This is a genomic window from Gardnerella sp. 2492 (genome assembly GCF_050320365.1).
GTDB lineage: Bacteria > Actinomycetota > Actinomycetes > Actinomycetales > Bifidobacteriaceae > Bifidobacterium.
This window is the reverse complement of sequence record NZ_CP186952.1, coordinates 1512103-1538794: the sequence shown is the minus strand read 5'-3', so window position 1 is coordinate 1538794 and position 26692 is coordinate 1512103. Positions and strand designations below refer to the sequence as shown.

Genomic DNA, 26692 nt, shown 5'->3' with positions numbered 1-26692 from the left:
CTAAATTTAGTGAACTATACGCGGATCATTAGAAACACGAATATTCATATGCTGTGATTCTAAACTGTGCGGAGAAAGCCATGCAACTGAAGCAATATTCTCATCACCAAGGACTTTACTGTTTAATCTAGCTCCCCAAGAAAGAGAATCTTTTGACTTAAGCGTGTACATAACGGATTTATCATTAATATCGTTGCCTTTAATTTCAACAACAGAATTAGGAGCAACATCGTAACGCTTAGAAGCTATTAGTTCTCCTCGAGAATTATACGCATTAATAGCAAATGAAGAATTTTGATTATTCACGGAAGCAACATACATAGTAGTTTCTGCTGCAGATAGCGGTGAAACTATTACACTATTCCCTTGGTTGCGAACAGCAGTAATATAAGCCACATCTGACTGTCCAGCGCTTCCATCTCGAGAAACCTGAGCCATAGTATAGCAATCGACATTACTGTCTACAGTTAGCGCATTAACATTATCTGGAGCTACGCCAAGATCCACAACTTGAACTTTATTAGAAGTAACATCAATATCTTTAATCTTTTGCACTCCGCTCGAAGTAAGCCATGAAATAGAAGCATGACCTGATTTTTGCGGCCATATGTACAATTTTGTCTGATCTTGTGCAAGAACTCCTGGCATAATAGAAGTTTTTGAGCTTGGACTTAAAGTTTTAATAACATCAATGCCTTTAGGAGATAATCCTTCAGAACGAATAACATCTACATAAGATGCAACTGGCGTCTGATCGCTAACTACTTGAATATACGATCCTTCTGAATGCGATATTGCGGCAGAAACATCAAAAGATACTTTACTTTTAGCTTGCACTGCAAAAGCACTTCCTGTTGAAAGATTAACAGGTTGGCTTCCATGCTCATAAGACCATGCACTAACGTTAATAACTGTAGCTTTTGAAGAAGTATTAACAACTACAAGTTTAATAGACACTCCAGTTTTAGATTCAGGAATAAGGAATGAGCTTCTCATTGAAGGATTACTGCAAGTAGAAGCTGCAATACCTCTCATATCTCCTTGAGTTGCCCAAGACGCGTACGCTGAAGCAATTCCCGTTCCAGAAGAAGCTTCAGAAAGATTCCCCTTTAAAATCTGAACTTCATTATCTACAGTAGATTCAGCAAAAAGAGCGGAAGAATAATCGTCAGCATCAGCAGTTTTTAAATCAGTATACTGATCATCTTTAGAATTAATACCATTTACTTGAGCACTATAAACATCACCGAAAGCACCATATCTAGCTACAGCTTTAATATTTCCTTCAGTTTCGTGAAACTGACTATCACCGTATTTTGTAAGATCAGGAAGTGAAATTCTAGAAGGGCAAACAGTTTGCAAACTTGTGGCACTAACCTGATGCTCAATACTTGAACCTGATGAAGATGCAGAATCGACTAAAGATTTCATAGGACTCACAACAGACAACACTACTGAAGGCACAACAAAAAGAAGAGCACTCATCATAGAAAGCAACAAAACTGATACACTGTGCTTACGTTGCTTAGAAACAGTAGCGTCTTTCGCTTCAGCATGCTTATTACGTGATTCACGAGAGTCCTTAAACCAACTCATTAACAACCCTCCTCATACTCATCGTCAGAACGCTTAAGCATAGTATTAGATCCAAAACGAGGCACTGCAACAATGCAATACAAAAGTATTACAAGCGCTGAAATAACAGCCCAAGGAGTTCTCCAAACAAGTAGTCTGGCTTTAAAGAACGGAGAAGTCTTAGACAATGAACTCTTAGAAGGCATTCCATCAAAACGGCAATATGCTCCGTTTGAAGAATTCACTACAAGCTGCGTACTTTCTGAAGCGTTAATATTAGCAATAAGACGATTAGTATCGTTACGCAAATTATTACTCATGCTGCTTGAATTAACTACATAAATACCGCCAATTCCCAACTGTTTTAGAGAATCGATAGCACCATTATCTGCATGAGACATAAGTTTTGCAGCCGATCGAGATAAAGTTTTAAAACTAGATGACTCACCGTATATCGCAGTTCTTACTCTTAATGCAGGTGAAACATCAACAGAATCTCCACGCACAGTACGCATAACCGACATAGATACCTTAGAATCACCATGAACTTGCAAAGCTAATATTCTATTTTCACTACTCTTATCCAAGTAATCAGTAACTACCATAGGGAGTCCAGAATTAGTCGCGTTTACAGAAGCAACAGGCCCACTGAGCACAGCAAACAAGCCTAAAAGCACAGCCATAATTAACATTCCAAACGCAAGTATGCAACGAGCAACATAAATAATCTTACGAAGAAGCAAAGCTGCAGAACGTCTCATAGCAGCACGCCTACTGGCACGAGTTTTATATCCGCCTTCTGGAACAGAATTATTAGTGCGTTTCTTTTTTAACGGTTCAAAACGTCGAACTGCTTGACCTGCAACCATACACATGCATGAAAGAACACCTAAGGCCGTTAACGCAACACCGGGCAGTACACTTGCTGCAACACTACCATTAACATCAACTGCAACAGTAATACGGGACGCTACAAGCGAAAGAATAATTCCGCTAAGCATAACAGCCCACATCATTCTTGATACTCGCAAAGCAAACGGCAAAAGTAGAGAAACTACAGCCATAACAACAGCTAAGGTAGCAAAAATAATCATAATAATTCCGCGCAAACTAAGCAAAGGCATAGACTGCGAAATACCATGATTACTATTCATATTAAAAGCTCTTAACAATACCTGAGCATATCCAAGCGAATCAGGAGCACCATCAACACTTTGTAACGGCAACGCAGCACTAGCAAACATTTGTCGCCATAACCCAGTGGAAAAATACCTTAAAACGCTGCCCAAAGTTGGAAGCAAAATCAGTACGGCCGGCACAGGCATCAAAGCAAGCATGAATCTGTGAGAGCGAACCATAATAAGAGCCACAATAAAGATACAAATCAACGGGAGAAGAAGCTGAGGTTCGCACGCAACAGGAATCATAAAGCATAATGCGGCACACGCAGCACACTGCACAGACGGAACAGGCAAAACAGGATCTTCAGTAACATACATTCCTACAGCATGGAACGCGAACGCAAACGCAGCAGGTAAGAAAACCATCGTCATTAACATAGGCAAATCGCCGCGTGCAAATAATCCAAAAGCCATAGCAAGCATAGTCCAGCAAATTGCAGAGCACACGCGAACTAAATCAGAACGTGTGAATACGCCTGCGAGCGCCCAAAAACTCAAACACATAGCAGGAGCAGCCATAAAATACATGAGGCTTATTGCTAAAAGTGGATTAAAACCAGCAGGTATAGACGCTAAAGTCCACACACTTAACCAAGATGACGGAGGCAAAGCCGGTCCGAAAGAGTCGTCTGGAGTCCAGGAGCCAACAGCCGCATTAAGCAACTTAGAAAAATCAGCCCCAGTAGGAAGCCACTGGTCGGAATATAATGACGCTCCTGCAATAACTTCTCGCCAAGGAGCACCATAAAGCCACAAAGTTACTGCAAGAAGTATAAGAGAAGAAACTGTAACAGCACTCCACCTTCTTAAAACTCTCATATGAAGGTGTCGTCTTGCAAGTGGACTAAGTAGAACACATTTTAGCTGCGATTGGTAAGATAAAACTCTATCTCGCCAACGAGCAATTTGATGACGATCTGCAATAAGAGCAGATAAGCGTTTAGTAGAAACTCTTGTGGATCTAGCCACTCTTCTACGAGCAAATATAGCTTGAGGAAGATGCATAACAATAATCCAAGGAAGAATTAGATGTGCCCATGCGGAATAAGGACGTTTAATAAATAAATCTTTTAATGCAAGTACTAAAGCAGAAGGAAGACTTAAAATCCATAATAATGGCCAGAATACAATCCGCATGTCAGTATATTTATATCTTTGCTTTGCGATAAGAACAGACATAACTCCGTGATTTATACCAGATTTTTCTGCAGAACGAGCTTCGCCACTTCTAGTACGTAGTCCTTCAAAACGAGCACGCCTATGAGCTATTTTTGCGCGAGGAACCACAACTACCCTACCGCCGCTTACACACACTCTTCTGCAAAAATCTTTAGATTCTCCAAAAGTTGTCATCCAAGGCTGAGTACCGCGCATAGTTTGCCATGCGCTTAATGTGACTAAAGCGCCAGAAAGGGAAACAGAATACACATCTCCACGTCCATCGTACTGCTCTTGATCTTGTTCACCATCAACTGTTAAAGTGTGAACTCCATGATTCCAAGCGTACATTCCGACATTGTGTAAAATCTTTCCTTGCCAATCTACCTGTTTAGCACCTAGAACAGAAGCGGTAGGAGTATTACGCCAAGTATCTCGCAATTCTTCTAAGCAACGGCTATCGGCAGGACGAGAATCATCATGAAGCAACCAAAGGGCTTTAACGCCGCGTAACGGAAGAAGCTGACGTAAGGCTTTTTCTATTGCATCACCGAAAGATCTAGCAAAAGAGACTGGAACTATAATAATACGAATGCTGCGAGAATCTTTATGAGTATTACTTTTAATATTACTTACTCCATCGCGCATAAATTTACTATTAGAACTTTCAGCAATATTTTCAGAAGATATAAAATCGGTAATTAAAGTTGTATCAAGAGTAATATCTATTGATGTTTGAACGATTTCTTCAACTCGATGAGCACAATCAACAACCACCAAAGTCTTGGGTAAAACTGACTGGTGAAGAACAGCGCGTAAAGTGTCACCATAGAAGCGCGTGTCTCTTTCCACACACATCATAGCCATGATCGAAGCATCTACTTCTCGAGGATGAGCCTCTTTTTCGGCGGAAAGCAGTTGCAACACTTGATTTTCAAGTGTATTTGCATCAGCGATTATTGAACTCATATTCACCAGTGTACGCAGGGGGTATGTATCCTATCAATTCTACAACACTTATTTATTATCAAATGTAGAATTTATCTAAAAATTTTTATTATTATTTTGAATTTTTCTTATCAAATTTCTTATTAAAAATAAGACACGCCATAAGTAAAAAATATGTGGAAAAATGCGCTAAATTTCACCACAATGCACTATAGTGGTGTGACATATGTGTTCAGTTTAGTATGCACTACTTTAAGAACACAAAATCACGTATAAAACTTGAATATTCAGAGAATATTGTAGTACTCGAAAGAAGGTACCATGGTAACTTCACGGTATCCTGAGGGAATGCACTACCCAACAGATGATGATTGGGATTCAGAAGCACCGCATCATAGCCTCAGCTATCGCTTGACGAACCACGCACGAACTGTAATATGCATGTTCATTATTGCTGTGTTAACTTTCTTTTCGAGTATTTTTGCTGCAGTATGGTTTGATTTTTCTTCAACTATAAAAGCTCGCGTAGTAAACGTTATTTCTAACGATAAGCAAGCTCATGAAGCACTTGACGCAAACTACGGAAAAACAGTGACGTTCTTAGTTTTAGGTCAAGATACTCGCGAAGGAGCAAACCGTAGCTTTGGTGGCGGCGGAGATGCAACTGACCATCAGTCAGACACTACAATGATTGTGCAGATAAGCGCAGATCGCTCATACATGAATATTGTGTCGATTCCACGAGATTCCATGGTTAATGCTCCATCTTGCGAAACAACACGTGGCACTATTCCTGCTAGACGACACGTTATGTTTAATTCTATTTTTGCCTTGGGTTGGGCAAAAGGTGGAGATTTATCTTCTGCAGCATCCTGCTCTCTTAAAGCTGTGAATGCTTTAACAGGATTGCATATAAGTAACTTTATTATTGCTGATTTTAGCGGTTTGAGTAATATGATCGATTCCGTCGGCGGCGTTGACATGTGCATTCCGGCAGATACTCGCGACCGCTACACGGGAGCTAATTTCAAGCAGGGCTTACAGCATTTGGATGGTAGGCAAGCAACCCAATACGCACGTATGCGTCATGACACTATGAGTGACGGATCTGACATAATGCGTACAACGCGACAACAGTATTTAGTAAAACAGCTTGTAAGACAAGCTTCTTCTAAAAATTTGTTCACGCAATCTAGCGAACTGTATCAGCTAGCAAAATCTTCATTAAACGCATTAAATATGAGCGAAGGATTAGCTAACCCTTCAACTCTTGTATCCCTTGCGCTTAGTATGCGAAAGCTTGATGCATCACATATTTATGCTAGAACAGTGCCGATTATTACTGATCCTTTAGATAAGAATCGCGTTGTTTGGTCAAAAGATGCTGAAAGCGTTTGGAATCTTATGCGTGAAGATAAGCCTGTTACAATGGCTACAGATTCGCATAAGCAGAGCAAAGACAGCAGCAGTAAGAATTCTAACAGTGCAGACAATTCGGAAGATAACGACGCTAACGAAAGTGAAAACGATCGTCTGAACAGAGTTTCCAGCAAGTCTTCTTCAAACAGCAGCAATCTGGGGCCTGTAGATCCTGAAACTGGTTTAGCTAAGAATTCCAGAGGACAGCTTATTGATCCTAATACTGGTGGCGTTGTAAATCCTAAGAACGGTACGATTATTGATCCTGTTAGCGGTCAATATGTTGGCTATGCTGACAAGTACGTAAATAACACGATTTGCGCACCTCACAAAACTGCTAAATAAGTACGTAAACGACACGTAGTTAGTTAGCGATTGCCTTTTGTGTAGGAGGGAATATGCTTCAGGATTATGAGAATAACCCAGAATATGGTAGTAATCATCAAAATTTCTCTTACACTCCAGGCGATCCAGGAACTCCAGGAACTCAAGGCGCACCAGGCATTCCGGGCGAAAACTCTCAAACTGAATTAAATGAGTATGAGAATTATACAGAATATGCGCAAAACGGTTCTTATGCGAATCAAAATTTTGATTCGCAAACGAATGATACGTATACTCCACCTAGTTTTTCGCCTAGAACGGCTAGAAGTCGCACAGCAGGCTCTTCTAATGCTGCTAAATTAAACGCTTCTTCCAATGCTGCTAAAAATATTGCATCTCCAGTTACATTAGCTCAGGCCTATGCTCAGGTTTCCGCTAAATCGCAACCGCAATATCAATCACAATCACAAAACTACGCACAAAACTATGCGCAGCAGCAGTATAATCAGCCTGCATTTCAAGAAAATCAGCCGAGAATACTTGAGGGAACTGTACACAATACGCCTCACCCACTAAATTCTGGCAATATACTTCCACGTTCGCCTCGCACTACTAGAAAACGCAAGATATTAAGAGCCTTAAGTATTATTTTCGTACTTTTACTTGTGATTCTTACAGGTTGCGGTTTTTACGCATGGCATTGGGTTGATTCAAGAATGCAGCGCGATAAGTGGCTTACTGATATGCCAGACACTCAAGGAACTACGTGGCTGATATTAGGATCAGATCAACGCGAAGGTGAGGAAGCAAAATATATTACAGGATTCCGTACAGATACTATTTTAGTTCTAACGAAACCTTCCAGCGGACACAGTTCTCTTATCTCTATTCCTAGAGATTCGCTCGTAACTATAAACAATAAGCGAATGAAAATAAATGCTGTTGCTCAGCTTTTAGGAAAACCAGCTTTAACTTCTGCAGTTGAAACGATTACAGGACATCATATTAACCATGTGGCAGAAGTACGGTTTAACGGATTAACTAAAGTAGTGGACGCTTTAGGCGGAATTGATTTGTGCTACAACCGCACAGTAAATGATGCTAGAAGTGGCATGAATTGGGTTGCTGGATGCCATCATTCGGATGGAAACGCAGCTCTAGCTTTCTCTAGAATGAGATATTCAGACCCGCAATCAGACTTTGGTCGCGCAGCACGTCAACGTATGGTAATTTCTGCAATAATAAAGAAGGCTCTTTCTAAAGAAACTCTTACTAATTTTGGGAAAGTAAAAAGCGTTGCAGAAGCTGGATTATCTTCAATCGTATTTGACGAAAAATCAAATCCTGCTACTCTATGGCAAATGAGTCAAGCTTTTAAAGACGCAACAGGATCAAATGGTATAACCGGAACTGTTTATTGGACTAATCCTGATTACAGAGTTCCTGGAGTTGGATCTTCAGTACTATTAGATGATGCGAAGAATCTTGATCTTTTCAACCAATTAGCTTCTGGCGAGCATGCTCCAGGCGTTGTAGGAACACTGGCAGAATTGCAAAATAAATAATTGAGTTTTGCATTTTAAAACTTTGCTCACGTTCAAGGCTGTATCCACAATGCAAAATTTTTCTTGTGTAATACTTTTATTGCACAGATCATAGCTTTATGAAATACAACGCGAATAAAAATAATAAATTAGAACGTGCAGTGTTTATTATGCAAATAACGTCAAGTGTTATGCCGATACTAGCAAATATTGCTATTGCTGTAATGGCATGGATGCAACACAGTTGGATGATGTTAGCTATGGTAATACCCAGCATAATGATGTATGCAGCAAGTCTTATGCCACAAATATTGCAATACTATGCTCAAAAGCGCGCAGAAAGTGCAAATGCAGCAGAAAATTATAAAGTCGAATCAAATGCTAATGAAAAAATGTATGGCGATAATACTATTAGCAGAATAAACGATTATTCACAAAATCTTACTGAACGCATACCTGATTTCGTAGCTCCAGTAAGCCTAGAAACTATACTTTTCCGCAAATTATCAACGCTACAGCTACGTATTCCGCCGTGGAAAGAAGTAGCCAGCTCATGGTTAGAAAATAAAAATCCATATAAAAGTTTAGATACTGAAATTGGCATAGGAAACAACGGTTACGTTCATTTAGATTTAGTAAATAACGGGCCACACGCGCTAGTAGCAGGAACAACAGGCTCAGGAAAATCAGTACTTCTTACCACCTGGTGTTTGTCTTTAGCTTTCCGATATTCTCCAAATCAACTTCGTTTCGTATTTATGGACTTTAAAGGAGGAGCTACTTTTGATCTTCTATCAAATTTACCGCATTGCATGGGAAACGTGGGCGACCTGAATTTAGAACATGCAGCAAGAGCACTTAGAGGTCTTGAAATGGAATTAGATAGAAGAGAACGTTTAGTTGCTAAACAAGGCTGCAATGATATGAGTAAAGTCACTCCTTCTCAACCAGTTCTTGTAATAATGATTGATGAATTTCATGCCCTTAGAGATAAGCTGCCAGATTATTTAAATCGACTTATTCGTATAGCTTCAGTAGGACGATCTTTAGGAATGCACTTAGTTGCCTGTACGCAAAATCCTATGGCACAAGTAAACGCTGATATGAAAGCAAATATAAATATGAATATTTGTCTTCGCGTACGAGATTCAGTACAATCTCATGAACTTCTAGGTTCTTCATGCGCTGCACATATTAGTCCACAACTTCCTGGAGGAGCTTACTACAATACTGGAGATGGAATTAAAGCGCTTCGCTGTGCGCAAAGCAACAATCCTGCACTATTACTTCAAGCAATACGATTATCTGGAAGATTCTACCATAATGAATATTGCGAAGAGTTATTTAGTGCTCCACTCCCCTCTGCTATAAAGCAAAGCGATATTATGCATTGTATTGAGAGAAATAATAAAAATACTGAAAGTATGATAAATAATCCTATTATAGGAATACAAGATGATGGGATTCATTTAATACCAGCGTTTTTGAACACACATATTGGAAATATTGCTGTTATTGGAGGGCATGGTAGAGGAAAAACGAACCTACTTAGAATAATAGCGAAACATTTACAAACGCAACTATATTGCGCAACTGACACCTCAACACTTCCAGATAATTATGATGAAAATAAAATCATAATTGTAGACGATGCTGATATGAGTTTAAACCCATTAAACTCAGATTTTCACGCTCAAAACCTTCAATCAAGAATAAGCTCTTCAAAAATACCAGTCATATTGGGAATTCATTCTGCAAGATTCTTAAGAATACCAGATCAAGCTCCTGTACGAATAGTATTTCCTACTGGAGATACAGGAACTGATGCTCTTCTTGGCATACCATCATCATTAAGTCAGTCTCTTACTACTGAAGATTATCAACTGCCAGGAAGATGTGTAATCATAACTCCAGGAAGTGCAAGAAAAGCGCAAATTTTAATTAATTAAGAAAAAAATTGATTAAATTTAAAACAAATATGTGAAAGGCCTTGAAAAAAATAAATATTCATGCTTTCCTTACATACGGGGGAAATAAAATTGATATTTTCTCTTAAGCTTTCTAAAACTTGTAAGGAAAGAGGCTATTCGCTCATGAGCAGTGCGTTTGACTGGAGAACAAAAGCAGCATGCAGAGATAAAGATCCCGAACTGTTTTTCCCAGTTGGAAATACTGGAGCTTCTTCCCAGCAAATAGAAGAAGCAAAATCTGTTTGTAGATCATGCAATGTAGCTGACGCTTGCCTTAAGTGTGCTCTTGAAACAAGTCAAGACTTTGGTGTTTGGGGCGGTATGAGCGAAGAGGAACGCAGATCGCTTAAACGTCGTGCTTTGAGAGCTCGCCGTAGTCAATTAGATTAGTTTATAGATTAATTTATAGATTAGTTTTTACTTCAGAAACTTATAAATCTAATAAACCGATACTCTACTGAATTAATAAAACTTTAGCTGGATAAAATAAATTGTTGGCTACTGCAGAACAATAGCCAACAATTAAAATATTCTCGTATAGTTGTTTCTACTACTCTATTCCAGGCACACGCAGCTTAATATCAAGAACAACTCTAGTACCACCGTCTCGGCGAGGTTCCCAACGGACAGTACCGCCAAAATCGTTAGTAACAAATGTATTAATAAGTTGCGTTCCTAAACCAGATCCCGATGAACGAGCCATGCCGTGAGATGATTCACTTTCTATACCAGTGCCATCATCTTCAACAATAATATTAAGATTATCTCCTCCACGACCTACAGAAATAGTAATATGACCTTCAGTCCTTCCCTCAAAACCATGCTCTACGGAATTAGTAACTAATTCCGTAAGAACAAGGGAAAGCGGAGTAGCGTCTTGAGCCGCAAGCATACCAAATTTGCCTATAAAATTGATATCAATATTTTGATCTTGAGATGCTAGCTCAATAGACATCTTCAGTAAGTTAGAAATAACCTTATCAAAATCAACGATCTCGTCAGCAGTCTGGCTTAAACCTTCATGAACCATAGCAATCGTTTGAACACGACGCTGAGCTTCTTCAAGTTCTTTTCTAACTTCCGCAGACTTAGTTTTCCTAGCCTGTAATCTCAACAAAGCTGAAACTGCTTGAAGATTATTCTTAACTCTGTGATGTATTTCAGAAATAGTAGCATTCTTAGTTTGCAATTCCTGCTCTCTACGAAGCACTTCAGTAACGTCTCTGCATAAAACCACAGAACCAATACGATTATTAGGACCATAAAGAGGAAGAGAGCGCATAGAAATAATAGAATGGTTCGCTTCTAATTCACAATCAACATCTGCCTTACCTGTTAACACAAGAGGCAAACTTTCTGGAACCATATCGTTTGTATGCAATAATCTTGTAGCAAATTCGCTTAAATACTCGCCTTGCATGGTATCTAAACCACCCAAACGACGGAAACAGCTTATAGCATTTGGAGAAGCATATCTCACTATTCCACTTTCTTCCAAAACTATAAAACCATCAGCAACACGAGCATTATGACGCTGGTTAAGAACTGAATCTTTATAAGGGAACTGACCCCTAGAAATCATATCGAATAAAATTTTACCAGCGTTTATACTTTCCATTTCATATCGTCCATTTGATTCTCGAGTAGCTAAGTTAGTTTCTCGAAGAACCAAACCCAAAGTCTTACCGTTATGGTGCACAGGAGCATAAACGTTACAAACTGTTGCTCTTCCTATAGATCGTAAAATCGAGGAATGGAAAATTGTTTCTGATCTCATTGCTTCTGACAATTCTTCCGTTAAAGAATTATCCATTTTTTTGCCAAGCAAATCATCAGTACGAATAGTAATTGCTGTTGATGGACGGCACTGTTCAGCAACAACATAATCACCATCACCATTTTGAATAATCAACAGAAGATCAGCAAAACTCAAGTCAGCAATTACCTGCCAATCTGCTACCAAATGGTGTAAACACTCGCGGTCAGACTCATCAAAATCCGGTCGAGTAGCAAGAATATGAGAGAAATCAGCCATAGTGACAATAATATATCTAGCTCATAAACAATAAGCCAATTTGGTATGTTGCAGTAATATTCATAAAAAAGCTGCCCCCGAGCTTACGCCGGAAGCAGCTTATAAAATTAATAGAAAATTTAGTTATTTAAATTTAGTTTTTAATTAGAAACCAAACTTTGCAGCAGTTTCACGCAAAGTGTCAGCAGAACGCTTCAAAGCTGCCAACTCGCGGTCGGAAACTGGAGTGTTCAAGCAAGAATTTACACCATTGCGGTTCAACAAAGTTGGAACAGACATGCACACATCGGAAATACCATGGAAATCCTTCAACAAGGAAGAAACTGGCAAGATACGATTAGTGTCGTTAAGAACAGCCTCAACAATGTCAACACCAGACATTGCGATAGCATAATTTGTTGCACCCTTACCACTAATAATCTTGTAAGCTGCGTTAACAACTTCCTGATGAATCTCCTCACGCTTAGCAGCATCAAGAGGCTCATGACCTGGAAGAGCATTCCAATCGCACATTGGAACGCCACCAATGGTTGCAGAAGCCCACAGAGGAACTTCGGAATCACCGTGTTCGCCAGCAATGTATGCGTGAACGTTCTTAACATTAACACCGGTGTGCTGAGCAATTAAGAAACGAAGACGAGCGGAATCAAGGTTGGTACCAGAACCAAAGATTTGGTTAGAAGGAAGACCAGAAAGCTTCATTGACACATGGGTAACCACATCCACAGGATTGGTGATCAGCATGTAAATAGCATTTGGAGCAACCTTTACCACGTTTGGAATGATTGACTTCATAATATTGATAGTGGCACCAGCAAGATCGAGGCGACTCTGGCCTGGCTTCTGACGAGCGCCGGCAGTTATAACTACCATATCAGCGTCACGGCAGATTTCAACATCATCAGAACCATCGATAGACACTGCAGGATAGAAGCTTGAACCATGCTGCATATCAAGAACTTCAGCTTCTACACGCTCTTTAGCAATATCCTCAAGAACAATTTCACGGGCAACACCACGCTGAGCAGCAGCGAAAGCGAGCGTCGAACCAACTGCACCAGCACCGATAATCGCCAGCTTTGTTGGCTTAACCTGCGAATTTACCATGAGAACTAACCTCTTTTCAACAACCGATTTCACTTTCAGGCATGACAAAATATGCCATAGCAAACATGAAAGCTGCTCTCACATTAAGAGCCATTGGTACAAACACTTTCACTCTAATAGCACCATTGGAACTTATAACAATAAACAGTGAAATTAACATAACATAGCAAAAAAGTAACTATAAATACCACATTTAGTACCTAATAGCACTATTAATTACTATACTTTACAATTCGATAATCAAAATCAAAAATTACAAAATGTGAAAAAGTAACTAAGAAATAGCAACTTGCATTATTCTTGCAGCCAGCGAATCACTTACAAAAGCTACTAACGCAACGCCATCATCTCTATAGTCAACACTTTCGACCACACCATTTTCTCTAACAGAAGAAAGCAAAGAACCAGCAGTATAAGGAAGTACCGCTTCTACTCTAACTCTAGGAGAAGGAAGTAAAGACTCGATATTATTTAATAGTGAATCAATATTCTCTCCAGTAGCAGCAGAAACAACATATGCGTTTGGATACAGCGAAGATAGCCTATCGCGCATTGGCTGAGAAATACAATCAGATTTATTAAATGCTATAATTTGAGGAATATCCTCAACTCCATCAATATGCGAAAGAACATCATTTACAGCATCAATTTGAGAAGAAGGATCAGGATGCGAGCCGTCAACAACATGCAAAATTACATCCGCCTGACCAACTTCTTCCAAAGTAGATTTGAACGCTTCTACCAATTGCGTAGGTAGTCTACGTACAAAACCTACAGTATCTACTAAAGTGTAATTTCTACCATCTCGCGTTTGAGAACGACGAACTGCAGTATCAAGAGTGGCAAATAATGCATTTTCTACTAATTCTTCCGAACCAGTAAGCCTGTTAATAATAGATGATTTACCAGCGTTCGTATATCCGACTACAGCAACAGTTGGTATTGCCTGGCGTCTACGTGAACCACGCTTAATGTCTCGAGCAGGAGCCATATGTGCAATATCATTTCTCAATTTCGAAATACGATTGCGAATAGCACGACGATCCATCTCGATTTTAGTTTCACCAGGGCCTCTAGAACCAATGCCAGCATCTCCTGCAGCTCTACCACCTGCCTGACGAGAAAGAGCCATACCCCAGCCTCTTAAACGAGGAAGCATGTACTGCAATTGCGCTAACTCAACTTGAGCTTTACCCTCACGACTGGTTGCATGCTGAGCAAAAATATCCAAAATAACAGCAGTGCGATCAACAACCTTAACTTTAGTCGCATCTTCCAAAGCTCTACGCTGGCTAGGAGGTAGATCATCGTCAACAATAATCGTATCTGCATCATGCTGAGCAACTACTGCTGCAAGTTCGCGCGCTTTACCTGAACCAACATAAGTTGCAGCATCTGGCCTATATCTTTGCTGCAACATGCCATCACACACAACAGCACCTGCAGTCTGCGCCAATGCCGCAAGCTCTCGCAAAGATTCTTCTGCTTGAGAAAGCGTTCCTCTAGCGCTTGACCACACGCCAACCAATACAACTTTTTCAAGACGAACTTTACGATATTCAACTTCAGTAACGTCTTGCAGCTCTCCTAGACCCGTAACTCTTTTAAGAGCATTACGCGATTCACGCTCCTGCCACGCTTCATCATGCTTCTCACTGTTTGAAGTAGTGTCTAGAAGCACATCAGAATGACCAGAAAGCACATCATTATGCTCACTATTCGCATTGCTACTACTGATATCTACGTTATTTACCAAAGATGCACCCTTCGTTGTTCTACTTAATCGCATTTTACAACGTTTGTTTTATTATTGTGATTTTAGAAGACATATTAAATGCTAAGCAATGAATAAGTACAATGATTAAAAACCAGGATCAGAAACAGAATAAGCTTAAAAAACAGCCTCAGAATCAACCTAAAACTAAATCAGTAAAGAAAAGCGGCGAACAGTACTTCTCTGCAACTCCTGCATCAAATGACGAAAGACGCAGTTTGAAAGTAACTTTGCGAGGACATGACGCAAATATGCAGGTTTCTAACGGAGTTTTTAGCGCTTCAAGACTCGATTTAGGAACCTCAGTATTACTAAAGCATGCTCCAAAACTTCCAGAAACAGGCAGATTTCTCGATATTGGATGCGGCTGGGGACCTATTACGGTAGCACTAGGTTTAGAATCACCAAACGCGGAAATAGTTTCTATTGATGTAAACGAACGCGCGCTAGAATTAACGCAAATTAACGCAAAATCTGCTGGCTTAAAGCATATTCGTACAGCTCTTGTAAAAGACGCATTAGAAGAAAGCAACGAAGAAGAATTTAAAGATTTTGACATAATATGGTCAAATCCACCTATTCGAGTAGGTAAAGAAATATTGCATGAAATATTACTTACCTGGATTCCAAGATTACGAGTTGGAGGAGCAGCATACTTGGTTGTGCAAAAAAATCTTGGATCAGATTCGCTTATAACCTGGCTTTCAGAACAGCTTGGAAATACTTATAGTGTAGAAAAATACGCAAGTTCCAAAGGATACCGAATTATAGAAGTACTAAAAAAGTAAGTACTAAAAGTAGTACTAAAAAGAAGTATTAAAAAGTATTAAAAAGTATTAAAGAAGCGAAAATCTACGAAAAGAAATAAATACACTATGAAATTCGACTACCCTGTTGAGCTTCCTATTTGCGCAGCACACGACGAAATAATAGAAGCAATTAAGTCTTCACAAGTCGTGATTATTTCCGGACAAACCGGCTCCGGTAAAACTACGCAAATCCCAAAAATGGCGCTTGAACTTGGAAGAGGCGGAAGAGGTAAACAAATAGTACACACTCAGCCTCGCCGTTTAGCTGCGCGCACTGTTGCTGAGCGAATCGCAAGCGAAATGGAAGTAAAACTGGGCGAAGAAATCGGCTACCAAGTGCGTTTTACCGACGAAAGTTCACCTAAAACAAAGCTTCGAATTGTTACTGACGGTATTTTACTTGCGCAAATTCAGCGCGATCCCCTTCTCACTAAATACGACACGATTATTATTGATGAAGCCCACGAACGCAGTCTTAACATTGACTTTTTGCTAGGATATTTAACAACTTTACTTCCGCAAAGACGCGATTTGAAACTAATTATTACTTCAGCAACAATAGATTCTGCAAAATTCCGTGAACATTTTGAGCAAGCTTTACACATAAAAATTCCTGTTATTGAAGTTTCTGGACGCACTTACCCTGTGCGAGTGCTTTATGAGCCGCTTGGATCCGCGCCTTCACTTATGCGACATGTTCCCGGCTTTGCAGACATAACAATGGATGAGGAAACTGTTGCAGAAAGCCAATCTAGCGAAAGCAATCGAGACGATATTGCAGATGAAGATATGACATCTGCAGTAACACGCGCATGCGCTCAATTAGTTATTCATTCAAGCCACGATCAAGGCGCTCGCGATATTATGGTTTTTGCTTCCGGTGAGCGCGATATTCGCGAATTTGAATCAGGATTACGCTCGTATTTTGGCACTCGAGCAAGTGATATGAAGCGAGCGGATGCTATTGAAATAGTGCCACTTTTTGCGCGTCTTTCTGCAAAAGATCAGCATCGCGTATTTGAACATCACTCTCATCAACGCATCGTTATTGCTACGAATGTTGCTGAAACTTCGCTTACTGTTCCTGGGATTCGATACGTTGTCGACCCTGGTTTTGCAAGAATTAGCCGATATTCTAAGTCTGCAAAAGTGCAAAGGCTTCCTATAGAGCCAATTTCTCAAGCGAGCGCAGATCAGCGCTCTGGAAGATGCGGACGAATCGCAGACGGAATTGCTATTAGACTTTACTCGCGAGAAGATTACGAAACTCGCCCTCGTTTTACCGATCCTGAGATTCTGCGTACTTCGCTTGGATCAGTAGTATTACACATGCTTTCAGTAGGTGTTGCTAAAACTGGCGAAGATATTACGAATTTCGGTTTTATTGACCCTCCTGATATGAAAGCAGTAAGCGACGGCTTTAATGAACTTAACGAGCTTGGCGCAATAAGCAGAAAATCAGGTTTCATCACTTTAACTCATATTGGCCGCGAGCTTTCAAAATTGCCGATTGATATTCGTTTAGGACGCATGATTATTGAAGCAGCGCGTAAAACCACTCCGAATACTCTTGCTGCAGTGCTTGTAATTGTTGCGTTTTTGAGTTTGCAAGATCCGCGCGAGCGTATGGAAGAACAGCGTGAAGAAGCGGATAGACTTCATAATCGTTATGCGGATGAAACAAGCGATTTCTTAACTGCTTTAAATATTTGGGATTATATTTTCCAAGCAGACGGAAACATGAGCAATAATGCTCTTCGCAAACTTTGTAAAGCGGAATTCTTCCACTTTTTGCGTTTAAAACAGTGGAAAGATTTAGTTAATCAACTTCAAGACTTGTGTAAAGAATTGCATTATAAAGTTGGCGAGCCTATTCCATCTAAAAGACCATCTTTGGAAATTCGTCAGCTTCCTAATAATCAGCAGGCTGCTCACAGCTTGTGCTGCTCTTGGGATTCGCAAGGCATACACTCGTCGATGCTTGCAGGCTTACTTTCTATGTTGGGAATGCAAGTAGTGCACGAACCAAAAGCTTCAGATTTTGCTAATTTGCATGGATCAGCAAAAATTCGCGCTATGAAACGCGCTCAAAAAATGGCTAAAAACGATTATCAAGGCGCGCGTGGAGGAAGATTCGCAATATTTCCAGCTTCAGCCGTTTCTAAAACAACTCCTTCATGGGTTATGTGTACACAATTAGTTGAAACATCTAGACTTTGGGCAAGATATTGTGCGCAAATCGATCCTGCTTGGGCTGAGCCTCTTGCTAAAAATCTAACTAGAATCACGTATTCTGACGCTCATTGGAGCGCTTCTAAAGGTGCTGCTGTAGCAAAATCTAAAGTATTACTATACGGATTGCCTATTGTTCAAGATCGCACAGTTCAATGGGCTAGAGTTAATCCTTACGAAGCTCGAATGATTATGATTCGTCAAGGCTTAGTTGAAGCAGACGTACAACAACGTTTTGCACACGATGAGTTTATTTTAAATAATCGCAATGTGCTTGAAGACGCAGATAATCAAGCAAATCGCACTCGTCAAATAAGCGAAACTGTAAACGACGAAGATTTATTTACTTTTTACGACACTCGTCTTCCTCAAGAAGCAACTACTATCGCAGCTCTTGCAAAATGGTGGAAAGATAACCGCGAAGAAGATCCGCACAAGTTAGATTTTAATCCAGATGAAGTTGAACGTTTACAAACTACGCAAAGCACTGATTTAGCTGATTATCCTGATCATTGGAACACGATTGGCACAGACGGTCAGCCTATAAGACTTCGTTTAAGTTATATTTATGATCCAGCTAATCCTCTAGACGGTGTAACAGTGCACGTGCCTCTTCACACGCTTTCGCGTTTAACTCCTGAAGAGTTTAGTTGGAATGTTCCAGGCTTGCTTGACGAGCTTATTATTAGCATGATCAAATCTTTGCCTAAAGCTTTACGAGTACAGTTCGTTCCAGCTCCTGATACTGCTAAAAAAATTCGCGAGTGGATCGACGAACATTACGATGAACTCCCTGGAATTGAAGAAACAGGAACAAACATAAATAAAAATAGGTTGATCTGGCCAGATTTTAGAGAAGTTTTCACTAAAGCTGCAATTAGTGTAGTTGGAGCGCAAATACATCCTGAAGTGTTTAATGATGAACAAATGAATCGCCTATCACCTTACGTTCGTATAACTTTTAGCATTGAGGAACGAAAAACTAACGAAAATCGCAATAAACTTACAGGACGTAACAAGTATTCTAATCGCGTAAAACCTACTATTCTTGGAACCGACAAATCATTAATTGCATTACAGCAACGATTTGCGAAAGAAGCTCAAAAATCAGCTTTAGAAGCAGTAAATCGAAAAGCAAATATGGCTGCACAATCCGGGAATGTTATTGAACGAGCTGATTTATTACATAAGTCTGGTGCTACAAATCTTTCTCGATCGCAAATGGTGTGGGATAGTGCGTTAAACATGCTGCGTTTAGACGATAAACGCATTACTTCTCGCTGGCTTGGATCTGAAGCTCTACTACTCGCAGCTGCACCTTACTCAACTTCTAAGGCTTTAGCGGAAGACTTGCAAATGGCTGCAGTAAAAAGATTGTTGCCTAATACCGAAAAAATTACAGACGATATTTTGCTTAAAGAAGCAGTTTCAAACGTGTCTGAAGTGTATGAAGATACTGTTTATGCTGTTGCGCACGATGTTATAGCAATATTAAAGCGTCAAGCAGAATCGAGTAAAGCTGTTTCAGGAAAAGCTGATTTGCCTTTGCTTTCCGTATTGCAATCAATACGCGAACACACTGCAAGTCTTGTGTACGAAGGATTTATTGCTAAAACTCCATCCGATTCACTACCTAGTATTGAACGCTACTTGCATGCAGACGTGATTCGTCTTGCTAAAGCTAAAGCAGATAAAAATCGTGATGTGCGTTGGGCTTGGCAGGCAGATGAAGCACATAAGCTTGTAGTAAAAGCTCAAGAAGACGCTCAGAAAATTCCAGCAGGACCAGCACATGACGAGTCACAGGTAATCGCTGAGAAATTACGCTGGATGTGCGAAGAATTCTATGTCTCTCTTTGGGCGCAAGAATTAGGCACAGCTTATCCTATAAGCATACAAAGAATGCGTAAACTTTATGACGGTAAGAATTCCAAATAAAAACAAAATGAAGTAAAAAGTAGGTATGTAGAATAAACAACACAAAGTATTCGAAAAGTATTCGAAAAGTATTCGAAAAGTATTCGAGAAAAGGAAATATTATTCTACCTATTCTTCTTCTACTTCTAAATCATTACTTTCTTTAACCATAAAATTACGAACAGTAAATACTATTACTCCAACAAAAGCAACTGCAGAGCACATAAGAGCTATATTCGCAAATCCTGACGAAATACCAGAAGCTCCTGTTATAGAATAACCTCGCAACAAATCTTTATCAAGAATACCGTCGAAAATAACTACGCCAACAGAAGCAGAAACATTAATTACCAGATCGTTCATACCGCATCCACGACCTGATTCTTCTACCGGAAGCGCCGAAAGAACTGTGGAAGCTATAGGAGAATATATTAATCCGCATCCAGCGTAATACACACAAGCGCACAAAGTAAGCGCAAGGAAACCGGTATTTATTAATATTGCAGCACCAAACCAGCCAAACATTATCAGCAATAATGCAAGCACTAATCCAGTTTTTCGCCCTATTCGGCTGATTATAAGACCTGAACATGATCCAAATACTGCAGCTACTACAAAAGCCCATACAAGATGAGAAGATACTTGAACAGTACTCATATGATATATAGTTTTGCCAACTCTATTAAACATTGGACTAATGCAATAATTTGTAAAGTATATTATGCTCATCAAAATCATTCCAGTAAGCCAACGCTTATTTTTAAAGAATGCCGGAGTAACAAAAGGATTCCGAGCTTTATTAATATATACACCAAAAATTATGAACAAAACCAACGCCAGTACAAGCATTAAAACATTTTTATACGAAGTAAATAACGTAAGAGATGCTACTGCAAAGCCAAAAATTATAAATCCGATTGTATCAATTTTTTGACCATTACCATTCTGAGTTGGCAAATAATGTCGAAGCGCAGGAAGGAAGAAAATAGTTAAAGTAGGAATAAGGAATAGATACTGCCATGCTATTGAACTCAATATTCCAGCTGCGAATACTCCTATAGATGCCGAAAGTTGGTAAGCTGTAGTGAAAAGTCCGAAAAAAATAACTTTCAGATCATTTCGTAAATATTTTGTTGCTATAACTAGGAAGGAGGATCCAGCTACCTGCTCTCCTGTAGTTTGCATAATACGAGCCGCAATAACAGTCCACAAATTTGGAGTGAAATAAAAATTAGCTATAAACCCAAAAAGTGAGCCTATAAAAAGCGATGTTAAGCCGATCGTAACAAGTTTTCTTAGTGATACAAAATCCCCAAGCGAGCCATAAATAAAACAAACGATTCCTAATACAATTCCAGGCAATCCTGTTATAAGAGGGGCTTGATCTAAGGATTTTACATCTATTCCAACCTGTTCGTAAACAAGATTAAAACCTTGCAAACACAGAGTACCTATAACGAATGTGATTAATAATAGAATTAACGAATGAACCGCTACTTTATTACGTGTTTTTGGATCACTGTATGGATCTTTAACCACATAATCAATGTTATGAGTATTAGCCTCTGACATTTCACTCCCCTGCTAAAGCGTAAAGTATGGTCCAACGTCTTAGTATGTACAAGCATCTTAAAGAATACTAAAACAACATAATCAAATTGCTATAGTCATACGTAACTTCATAGTCCGATAATTCTATCGTTTGATAGTTACAAGAAGACATGCTCTATTTGCTATATCATGCACTCGATTAATCAAAAGTTACGTAATAATTATCCGGAATGATATGCACTGTATTTATATATAATAGAAAAGTCGCACAGGAGGATAATTATGGCTCATAGAAGAAATAAATATAATTTCATTCGCAGGAACCGTAGTAGTGCGAGAAAAAGCAATATTCTCAATAAGAAAAATAATTTACTAACTAAAATTTATTCTAGTAAAATCTTTCGTAATACTCTTATTATCGTTGTTACCATCGCTATTCTTACTCCTGTTGTTAATTGGATTCGTTGGGAACAGAATATTATTTCTACAAAAAATAGGCAGGAACAACTACTGTTACACTTCGAATTTAATCCTGGAAATATTATTTCTGACTCTCAATTTTTTAATGATAATGCTATGAGCCTTGATGATGTTCGCGAATTCGTTCGTAAAAAAGGAGCGAACTGCAAAGGCAAAAATTGTCTTCGAAAAGCATATTTTAATACTCGAACCATTCCGGCTGACTCATTATGCTCAAAGTATCAGGGTGTAAGCAATGAATATTCGGCAGATATAATATATAAGTCTGCAAAAGCATGTCATATAAGTCAAAAAGTACTCCTAACTATGTTGCAAAAAGAGCAACACTTGTTAACAGATACGAATCCTAAAGAATTCCAATACAAGTCAGCTATGGGATTAAGCTGTCCAGATGATGCTAATTGTGATCCTAAATTCGCTGGATTCTTCAACCAAGTATTAGGAGCAGCAAGACGATATCGTTATTATTTACTGCACAGCGATAAGTACAATTATCATCCAAATACACTTAACTCTATTCAATATTCCCCAGATAAATCGTGTGGACATAGCAACGTATATATAGAAAATACTGCTACTGCATTGCTTTACATTTACACTCCTTACCAGCCAAATCTTGCTGCACTAGAAGCAGGTTTTGGTGAAGGTGATTCATGCTCAACTTACGGAAATCGTAACTTTTCACTAATTTATTCCATATGGTTTGGCAATCCACGTAAGTAACTAACTAAGTAAGTGAATAAGTAACTAAGTAAGTTAACTAAGTATCTAAGTAAGCATATTGTAGCTATTTACTTGGCTAATATAATTTCACAAAATACGCTTCTTACGTTGAACTATCACAACATACTAATTCCGTGTGTATAAGCCTCGAGATATACTTAAACGCCTAGTTTTGGCAATAAGTACCTAGAGCAGAACGGACACTTATGTCTACGTATTCCTCACAACTTAGCGAAGAACAGCATGCTGTTGACTTAGCCTATGGACGTCTTGATAACTTGCGTAGCACTGTTCGCGCACGATTGGACGCGGTAAGAGCAGCAGGATCCCACGGTTCTCCTACTCAACGCACCGAACGCGATTCTTTCGCAACAATGTACGAAGATCGACTCTCTCAGCTAAGAGCTGTAGAAGACAGACTCGTGTTTGGCAGATTAGATGATGTATTTGGAGCACATCACTACATTGGCCGCATTGGACTGTTGAGTGAGAATCACGATCCTATTCTTACTGATTGGAGAGCTGAAGCTGCGCGTCCATTCTATGAAGCTACACCATCTCACCATGGGAATATCGTTAGACGACGTCATATTACTCTTAAATTCCGCGATGTTGTTGGAGTAGAAGACGAAGTACTTGATATTAATTCTGATGAGATTGGTAAAGCTTCTCAACAGGGTACTTTAACAGGCGAAGGCGCTTTACTTGCTTCACTTGGATCCCGTCGTACTGGAAAGATGACGGATATTGTTGCTACTATTCAAGCCGAGCAGGATCGTATTATTCGCGCTCCTCTTGAACGCACTATTGTTGTTCAAGGAGGACCTGGAACTGGTAAAACAGCTGTAGCCTTACATCGTGCTGCGTATTTACTTTATACTCATCGTCGCAAACTTGAGCATTCTGGCGTTCTAATTGTTGGACCTAGCTCTGCGTTTTTGCGTTACATAGATCAAGTTCTCCCTTCTCTAGGTGAAACGGGCGTAGTAAGTCGTACTATTTCTGATTTAATTCCTGGAATTCAAGCCACTGCAGAAGATACTCCTTATGTTGCAAAGCTAAAAGGAATGTACCGTATGCGAACTGTTATAGCTAACGCTATTTCTGCACGAATACGAGTTCCTAAGAAACTTCCTACTGTGCGCATTAATGGTTTTTCAATTCCAATGCTTTGCGAAGATATAAAAAACGCACAATTTGAAGCACAACGTACACATCAGCCGCATAACCAGGCTCGCAATACATTCGTTAAATCCGCATTGAGTGCTATTAGGAATAGGTATCTTGAACAACTAGATTACACTCCTAGTCAAGCTGAAATTAACGATATAACTTCTCAACTTCGAATGGATGATAAGATTCGAGTAACTTTGAATCTTGCATGGTTGCCTATGAATGCCACATGGCTTATTGATCAGCTTTTCTCTAAACCTTTACAGTTGCGCACATATGCTCCTTGGTTAAAAGACGAAGATATTAATGCTCTTACTAGACCAAAAGGAAGCCCAATTACTCGTTCAGACATACCATTACTTGATGAAGCTATGGAGCTTTTAGGACATGATCCTAAACTTGATACTCAGCAAGCACAACTAAAAGCTAAAAAGCTAGAAGAACAGCAGTTTGCAGCTGATACTTTAGCTCAAGCAGGTATCGGCAATGGTATTGTGACTGCTGACATTCTACTTGACAGTATTAATGGTGATGACGCAAGTATTATGGCTCATAAAGCTGCTTCAGATAGGGAGTGGACTTATGGTCATGTAGTAGTTGATGAGGCTCAAGAACTTACGGCAATGGAATGGCGTATGCTTATTCGCCGTTGCCCTTCGCGCTCATTTACCATAGTTGGAGATGTAGCTCAGACTTCTGCATTAGGCGGAACTCGCCGTTGGCAAAAAAACATGAACAGCATCTTTGGTGAACCAAATTGGGATCTTTACGAACTAACGATTAACTATAGGAATCCTCGTGAAGTTTCTGAAGCTGCCGGAAAAGTCGCTACAGATTCTGGACTATATATTTCTACCGTAAGCGCAGTGAGATCTGTACCAGGATCTTTGGTAAAGCATATAGCTTCTGACCAAGAAAATCTTGACAGCATGCTTGCTAATTATTGCGTAGAATTCTTCCACCAATTCGTTGCAGATGACGGCAGTGGACGAGTTGCAATTATTGCGCCAAATGATTTGCAAAGCCATACACAGCAAGTTGTTCATGATGCTCTTCGTAATAATCTTAATGATTCTCAATGCAAGCGAATAGAACAACAGAATGATGACGATAAGCAAATATACGTATGCAATGCCGAAGACGTTAAGGGTCTTGAGTATGACGCAGTTATACTACTGCAACCTCATGAAATCGAACAAGAAGCTGCATCACGCTTAACTGCCGCAGCCAATCTTTACGTTGCTATGACGAGACCTACACAGAAACTGCTAATACTGCAAACACAGAATGATGCAGATTTTTAGCAAACAATTTGACTATGTCCTACTTTTGCTCTTTCCCACCTTTAACGTGCAAAAGTAGGATTTTAGTTATTTTCTTTTTCTGCTTCTGCCTTATCGTTTTTCAAATCATCAATTGCACGCACAAAATCTTGCAATCCAGTGAAGTTTTGATACACGCTAGCAAAACGAAGATAGGCAACCTCGTCAAGTTCTCGCAGAGGCTTGAGTATAGCTTTACCAACTTCTTCCGAAGTTACTTGTGCTAAACCTCTCGCTCGCAAATCTGCTTCAACTCGCATTCCAAGAGTTTTTAACGCTTCAGAATCTATAGGACGTCCTTGGCATGCTTTGCCAACACCAGCAACTACTTTTGCACGATCGAAAGGTTCTATTGAACCAGAACGTTTCATAACTAGCAGCTGTGTAGTTTCTACTGTAGTAAAGCGATTGCCGCACATCTGACATTCACGCCTACGACGAATCGAATAACCATCTTCACTAATTCTCGTATCGATAACTTTAGTATCGGAATTTTTACAAAACGGACAATGCATATAATCAGCATACTAGAAATCATGCGAACTTGGTACATGTAACAACAAAATTTAACAGTTATACCAATATTTTATGCACATATCAGCGCTTTTTTAGTAAAAATTTATTGATACCACAAAAAGATCACGTAATTTCTACAATTCTATTCGTCCAATTTGATCACGACAACACCATCATCCTCAATATAATTACTATCTAAATCATCGTAAAGAATACAGTGATTTATTAAATTGCAATAATTATTTTTACAACAATTAGGGCAACAACCCGACTCATCTGAGTGGTAATCATTTTTAGAATAAGAATCTAGAACCATATCCCTATCGAAGAACACAAAACATGTTGCAAAATCATTATTAACAACACATGGTATGCCTGAAATCAGCCTTATTCTATTATCTCTTTCTTCTGCACTCATAATATACCCCCATTAGTTTTATTATTTTGACAATTCTTTAGTTAACAATATTTCTGGTTAACAATCTTTCTAATTAACAATCCCCTATTAGAAATAGTTATAAAACAATAAATGACATCTACATATTTACAACAGGAACATTTATTGTTTGCCCAACTGAAATATCACTTGAATCAAGATGGTTTATTTGCATTAGACGATCAACTGAATCACTTACATTCCCTCCACTAGGAGTTATTGTTGCAGCATAATGCCACAAAGTGTCTCCTGGACGAACAGTATAAGTTACTAATTTTTCTGGAACTACTGAAATTGCGTTTTTAGGTATGAAAATAAAAGCAAGCGCAACAAGTGCAAATAATACAATTGCTCTATGAACCATTATACTTTTGCGGTATTTATTCATCTTTCTACTGTTACTCTTACTTGCAGTTACTGTGTACATAATCTTTCCTCCCTCATATCCAAATAGAAGTAATTGAACATTTGTTCTATCGAACAGGTGTATCAATAATG

At 39.3% G+C, this 26692-nt stretch carries 17 protein-coding genes; 8 read left to right on the top strand and 9 right to left on the bottom strand.

What is annotated here, in order from left to right; translation table 11 throughout:
* Positions 1-6: 6 nt before the first annotated feature.
* Positions 7-1596 carry a DUF5719 family protein gene (locus ACPFYS_RS06200; protein WP_427876696.1) on the bottom strand — a complete coding sequence of 530 codons (1590 nt, stop codon included), beginning with the start codon at positions 1594-1596 and terminating at the stop codon, positions 7-9.
* A complete protein-coding gene (locus ACPFYS_RS06195; RefSeq protein WP_427876694.1) occupies positions 1596-4883 on the bottom strand; it encodes a glycosyltransferase family 2 protein in 3288 nt (1095 codons plus the stop codon). The genes ACPFYS_RS06200 and ACPFYS_RS06195 overlap by 1 nt, the downstream gene beginning before the upstream one ends.
* Positions 4884-5183: 300 nt before the next feature.
* On the opposite strand from ACPFYS_RS06195, the gene ACPFYS_RS06190 reads away from it, so the two are divergent.
* From ACPFYS_RS06190 to ACPFYS_RS06175, 4 genes are all read left to right on the top strand, one after another.
* The gene (locus ACPFYS_RS06190; protein WP_427876692.1) at positions 5184-6626 is read left to right on the top strand and encodes an LCP family protein; all 1443 of its coding nucleotides are present in this window, start codon (positions 5184-5186) and stop codon (positions 6624-6626) included.
* Between the two features lie 53 nt (positions 6627-6679).
* Positions 6680-8170 (top strand): LCP family protein, encoded by a 1491-nt coding sequence (locus ACPFYS_RS06185; protein WP_427876690.1) that lies wholly within the window; start codon positions 6680-6682, stop codon positions 8168-8170.
* A 98-nt stretch (positions 8171-8268) separates the two neighbouring features.
* Entirely contained in the window at positions 8269-10098 is a 1830-nt protein-coding gene (locus ACPFYS_RS06180; protein WP_427876688.1) for an FtsK/SpoIIIE domain-containing protein, read from the top strand.
* Positions 10099-10242: 144 nt separating this feature from the next.
* Positions 10243-10509 carry a WhiB family transcriptional regulator gene (locus ACPFYS_RS06175; protein WP_427876686.1) on the top strand — a complete coding sequence of 89 codons (267 nt, stop codon included), beginning with the start codon at positions 10243-10245 and terminating at the stop codon, positions 10507-10509.
* Between the two features lie 160 nt (positions 10510-10669).
* Here ACPFYS_RS06175 and ACPFYS_RS06170 read toward each other — a convergent pair whose 3' ends face one another.
* From ACPFYS_RS06170 to hflX, 3 genes are all read right to left on the bottom strand, one after another.
* Complete coding sequence (locus tag ACPFYS_RS06170; RefSeq protein WP_427876684.1) at positions 10670-12154, bottom strand: sensor histidine kinase; 1485 nt, start codon at positions 12152-12154, stop codon at positions 10670-10672.
* Positions 12155-12298: 144 nt separating this feature from the next.
* Entirely contained in the window at positions 12299-13261 is a 963-nt protein-coding gene (locus ACPFYS_RS06165) for an L-lactate dehydrogenase (protein WP_427876682.1), read from the bottom strand.
* 274 nt (positions 13262-13535) lie between these two features.
* Positions 13536-15050, bottom strand: coding sequence for a GTPase HflX (hflX, locus tag ACPFYS_RS06160; protein ID WP_427876680.1), 1515 nt, complete (start codon positions 15048-15050; stop codon positions 13536-13538).
* A 68-nt stretch (positions 15051-15118) separates the two neighbouring features.
* On the opposite strand from hflX, the gene ACPFYS_RS06155 reads away from it, so the two are divergent.
* A complete protein-coding gene (locus ACPFYS_RS06155) occupies positions 15119-15823 on the top strand; it encodes a class I SAM-dependent methyltransferase (protein WP_427876678.1) in 705 nt (234 codons plus the stop codon).
* Positions 15824-15910: 87 nt separating this feature from the next.
* Positions 15911-20014, top strand: a complete 4104-nt coding sequence (gene hrpA, locus ACPFYS_RS06150) for an ATP-dependent RNA helicase HrpA (protein WP_427896781.1) — start codon at positions 15911-15913, stop codon at positions 20012-20014.
* A gap of 108 nt (positions 20015-20122) precedes the next feature.
* Here the strand turns inward: hrpA and ACPFYS_RS06145 are convergent, their stop codons facing one another.
* Positions 20123-21565, bottom strand: a complete 1443-nt coding sequence (locus ACPFYS_RS06145; protein WP_427876676.1) for an MFS transporter — start codon at positions 21563-21565, stop codon at positions 20123-20125.
* Between the two features lie 261 nt (positions 21566-21826).
* On the opposite strand from ACPFYS_RS06145, the gene ACPFYS_RS06140 reads away from it, so the two are divergent.
* Together ACPFYS_RS06140 and ACPFYS_RS06135 are read left to right on the top strand one after the other, a co-directional pair.
* Entirely contained in the window at positions 21827-22747 is a 921-nt protein-coding gene (locus ACPFYS_RS06140) for a hemagglutinin (protein ID WP_427876674.1), read from the top strand.
* 206 nt (positions 22748-22953) lie between these two features.
* Positions 22954-25224 carry a HelD family protein gene (locus ACPFYS_RS06135; RefSeq protein ID WP_427876672.1) on the top strand — a complete coding sequence of 757 codons (2271 nt, stop codon included), beginning with the start codon at positions 22954-22956 and terminating at the stop codon, positions 25222-25224.
* A gap of 62 nt (positions 25225-25286) precedes the next feature.
* On the opposite strand, the gene nrdR is transcribed toward ACPFYS_RS06135, so the two are convergent.
* From nrdR to ACPFYS_RS06120, 3 genes are all read right to left on the bottom strand, one after another.
* Positions 25287-25757: a transcriptional regulator NrdR gene (gene nrdR / locus ACPFYS_RS06130; protein ID WP_427876670.1), complete on the bottom strand. Its 471-nt coding sequence runs from the start codon at positions 25755-25757 to the stop codon at positions 25287-25289.
* Between the two features lie 143 nt (positions 25758-25900).
* A complete protein-coding gene (locus ACPFYS_RS06125) occupies positions 25901-26176 on the bottom strand; it encodes a hypothetical protein (RefSeq protein WP_427876668.1) in 276 nt (91 codons plus the stop codon).
* 118 nt (positions 26177-26294) lie between these two features.
* Entirely contained in the window at positions 26295-26621 is a 327-nt protein-coding gene (locus ACPFYS_RS06120; protein ID WP_427876666.1) for a LysM peptidoglycan-binding domain-containing protein, read from the bottom strand.
* Positions 26622-26692 lie beyond the last annotated feature (71 nt).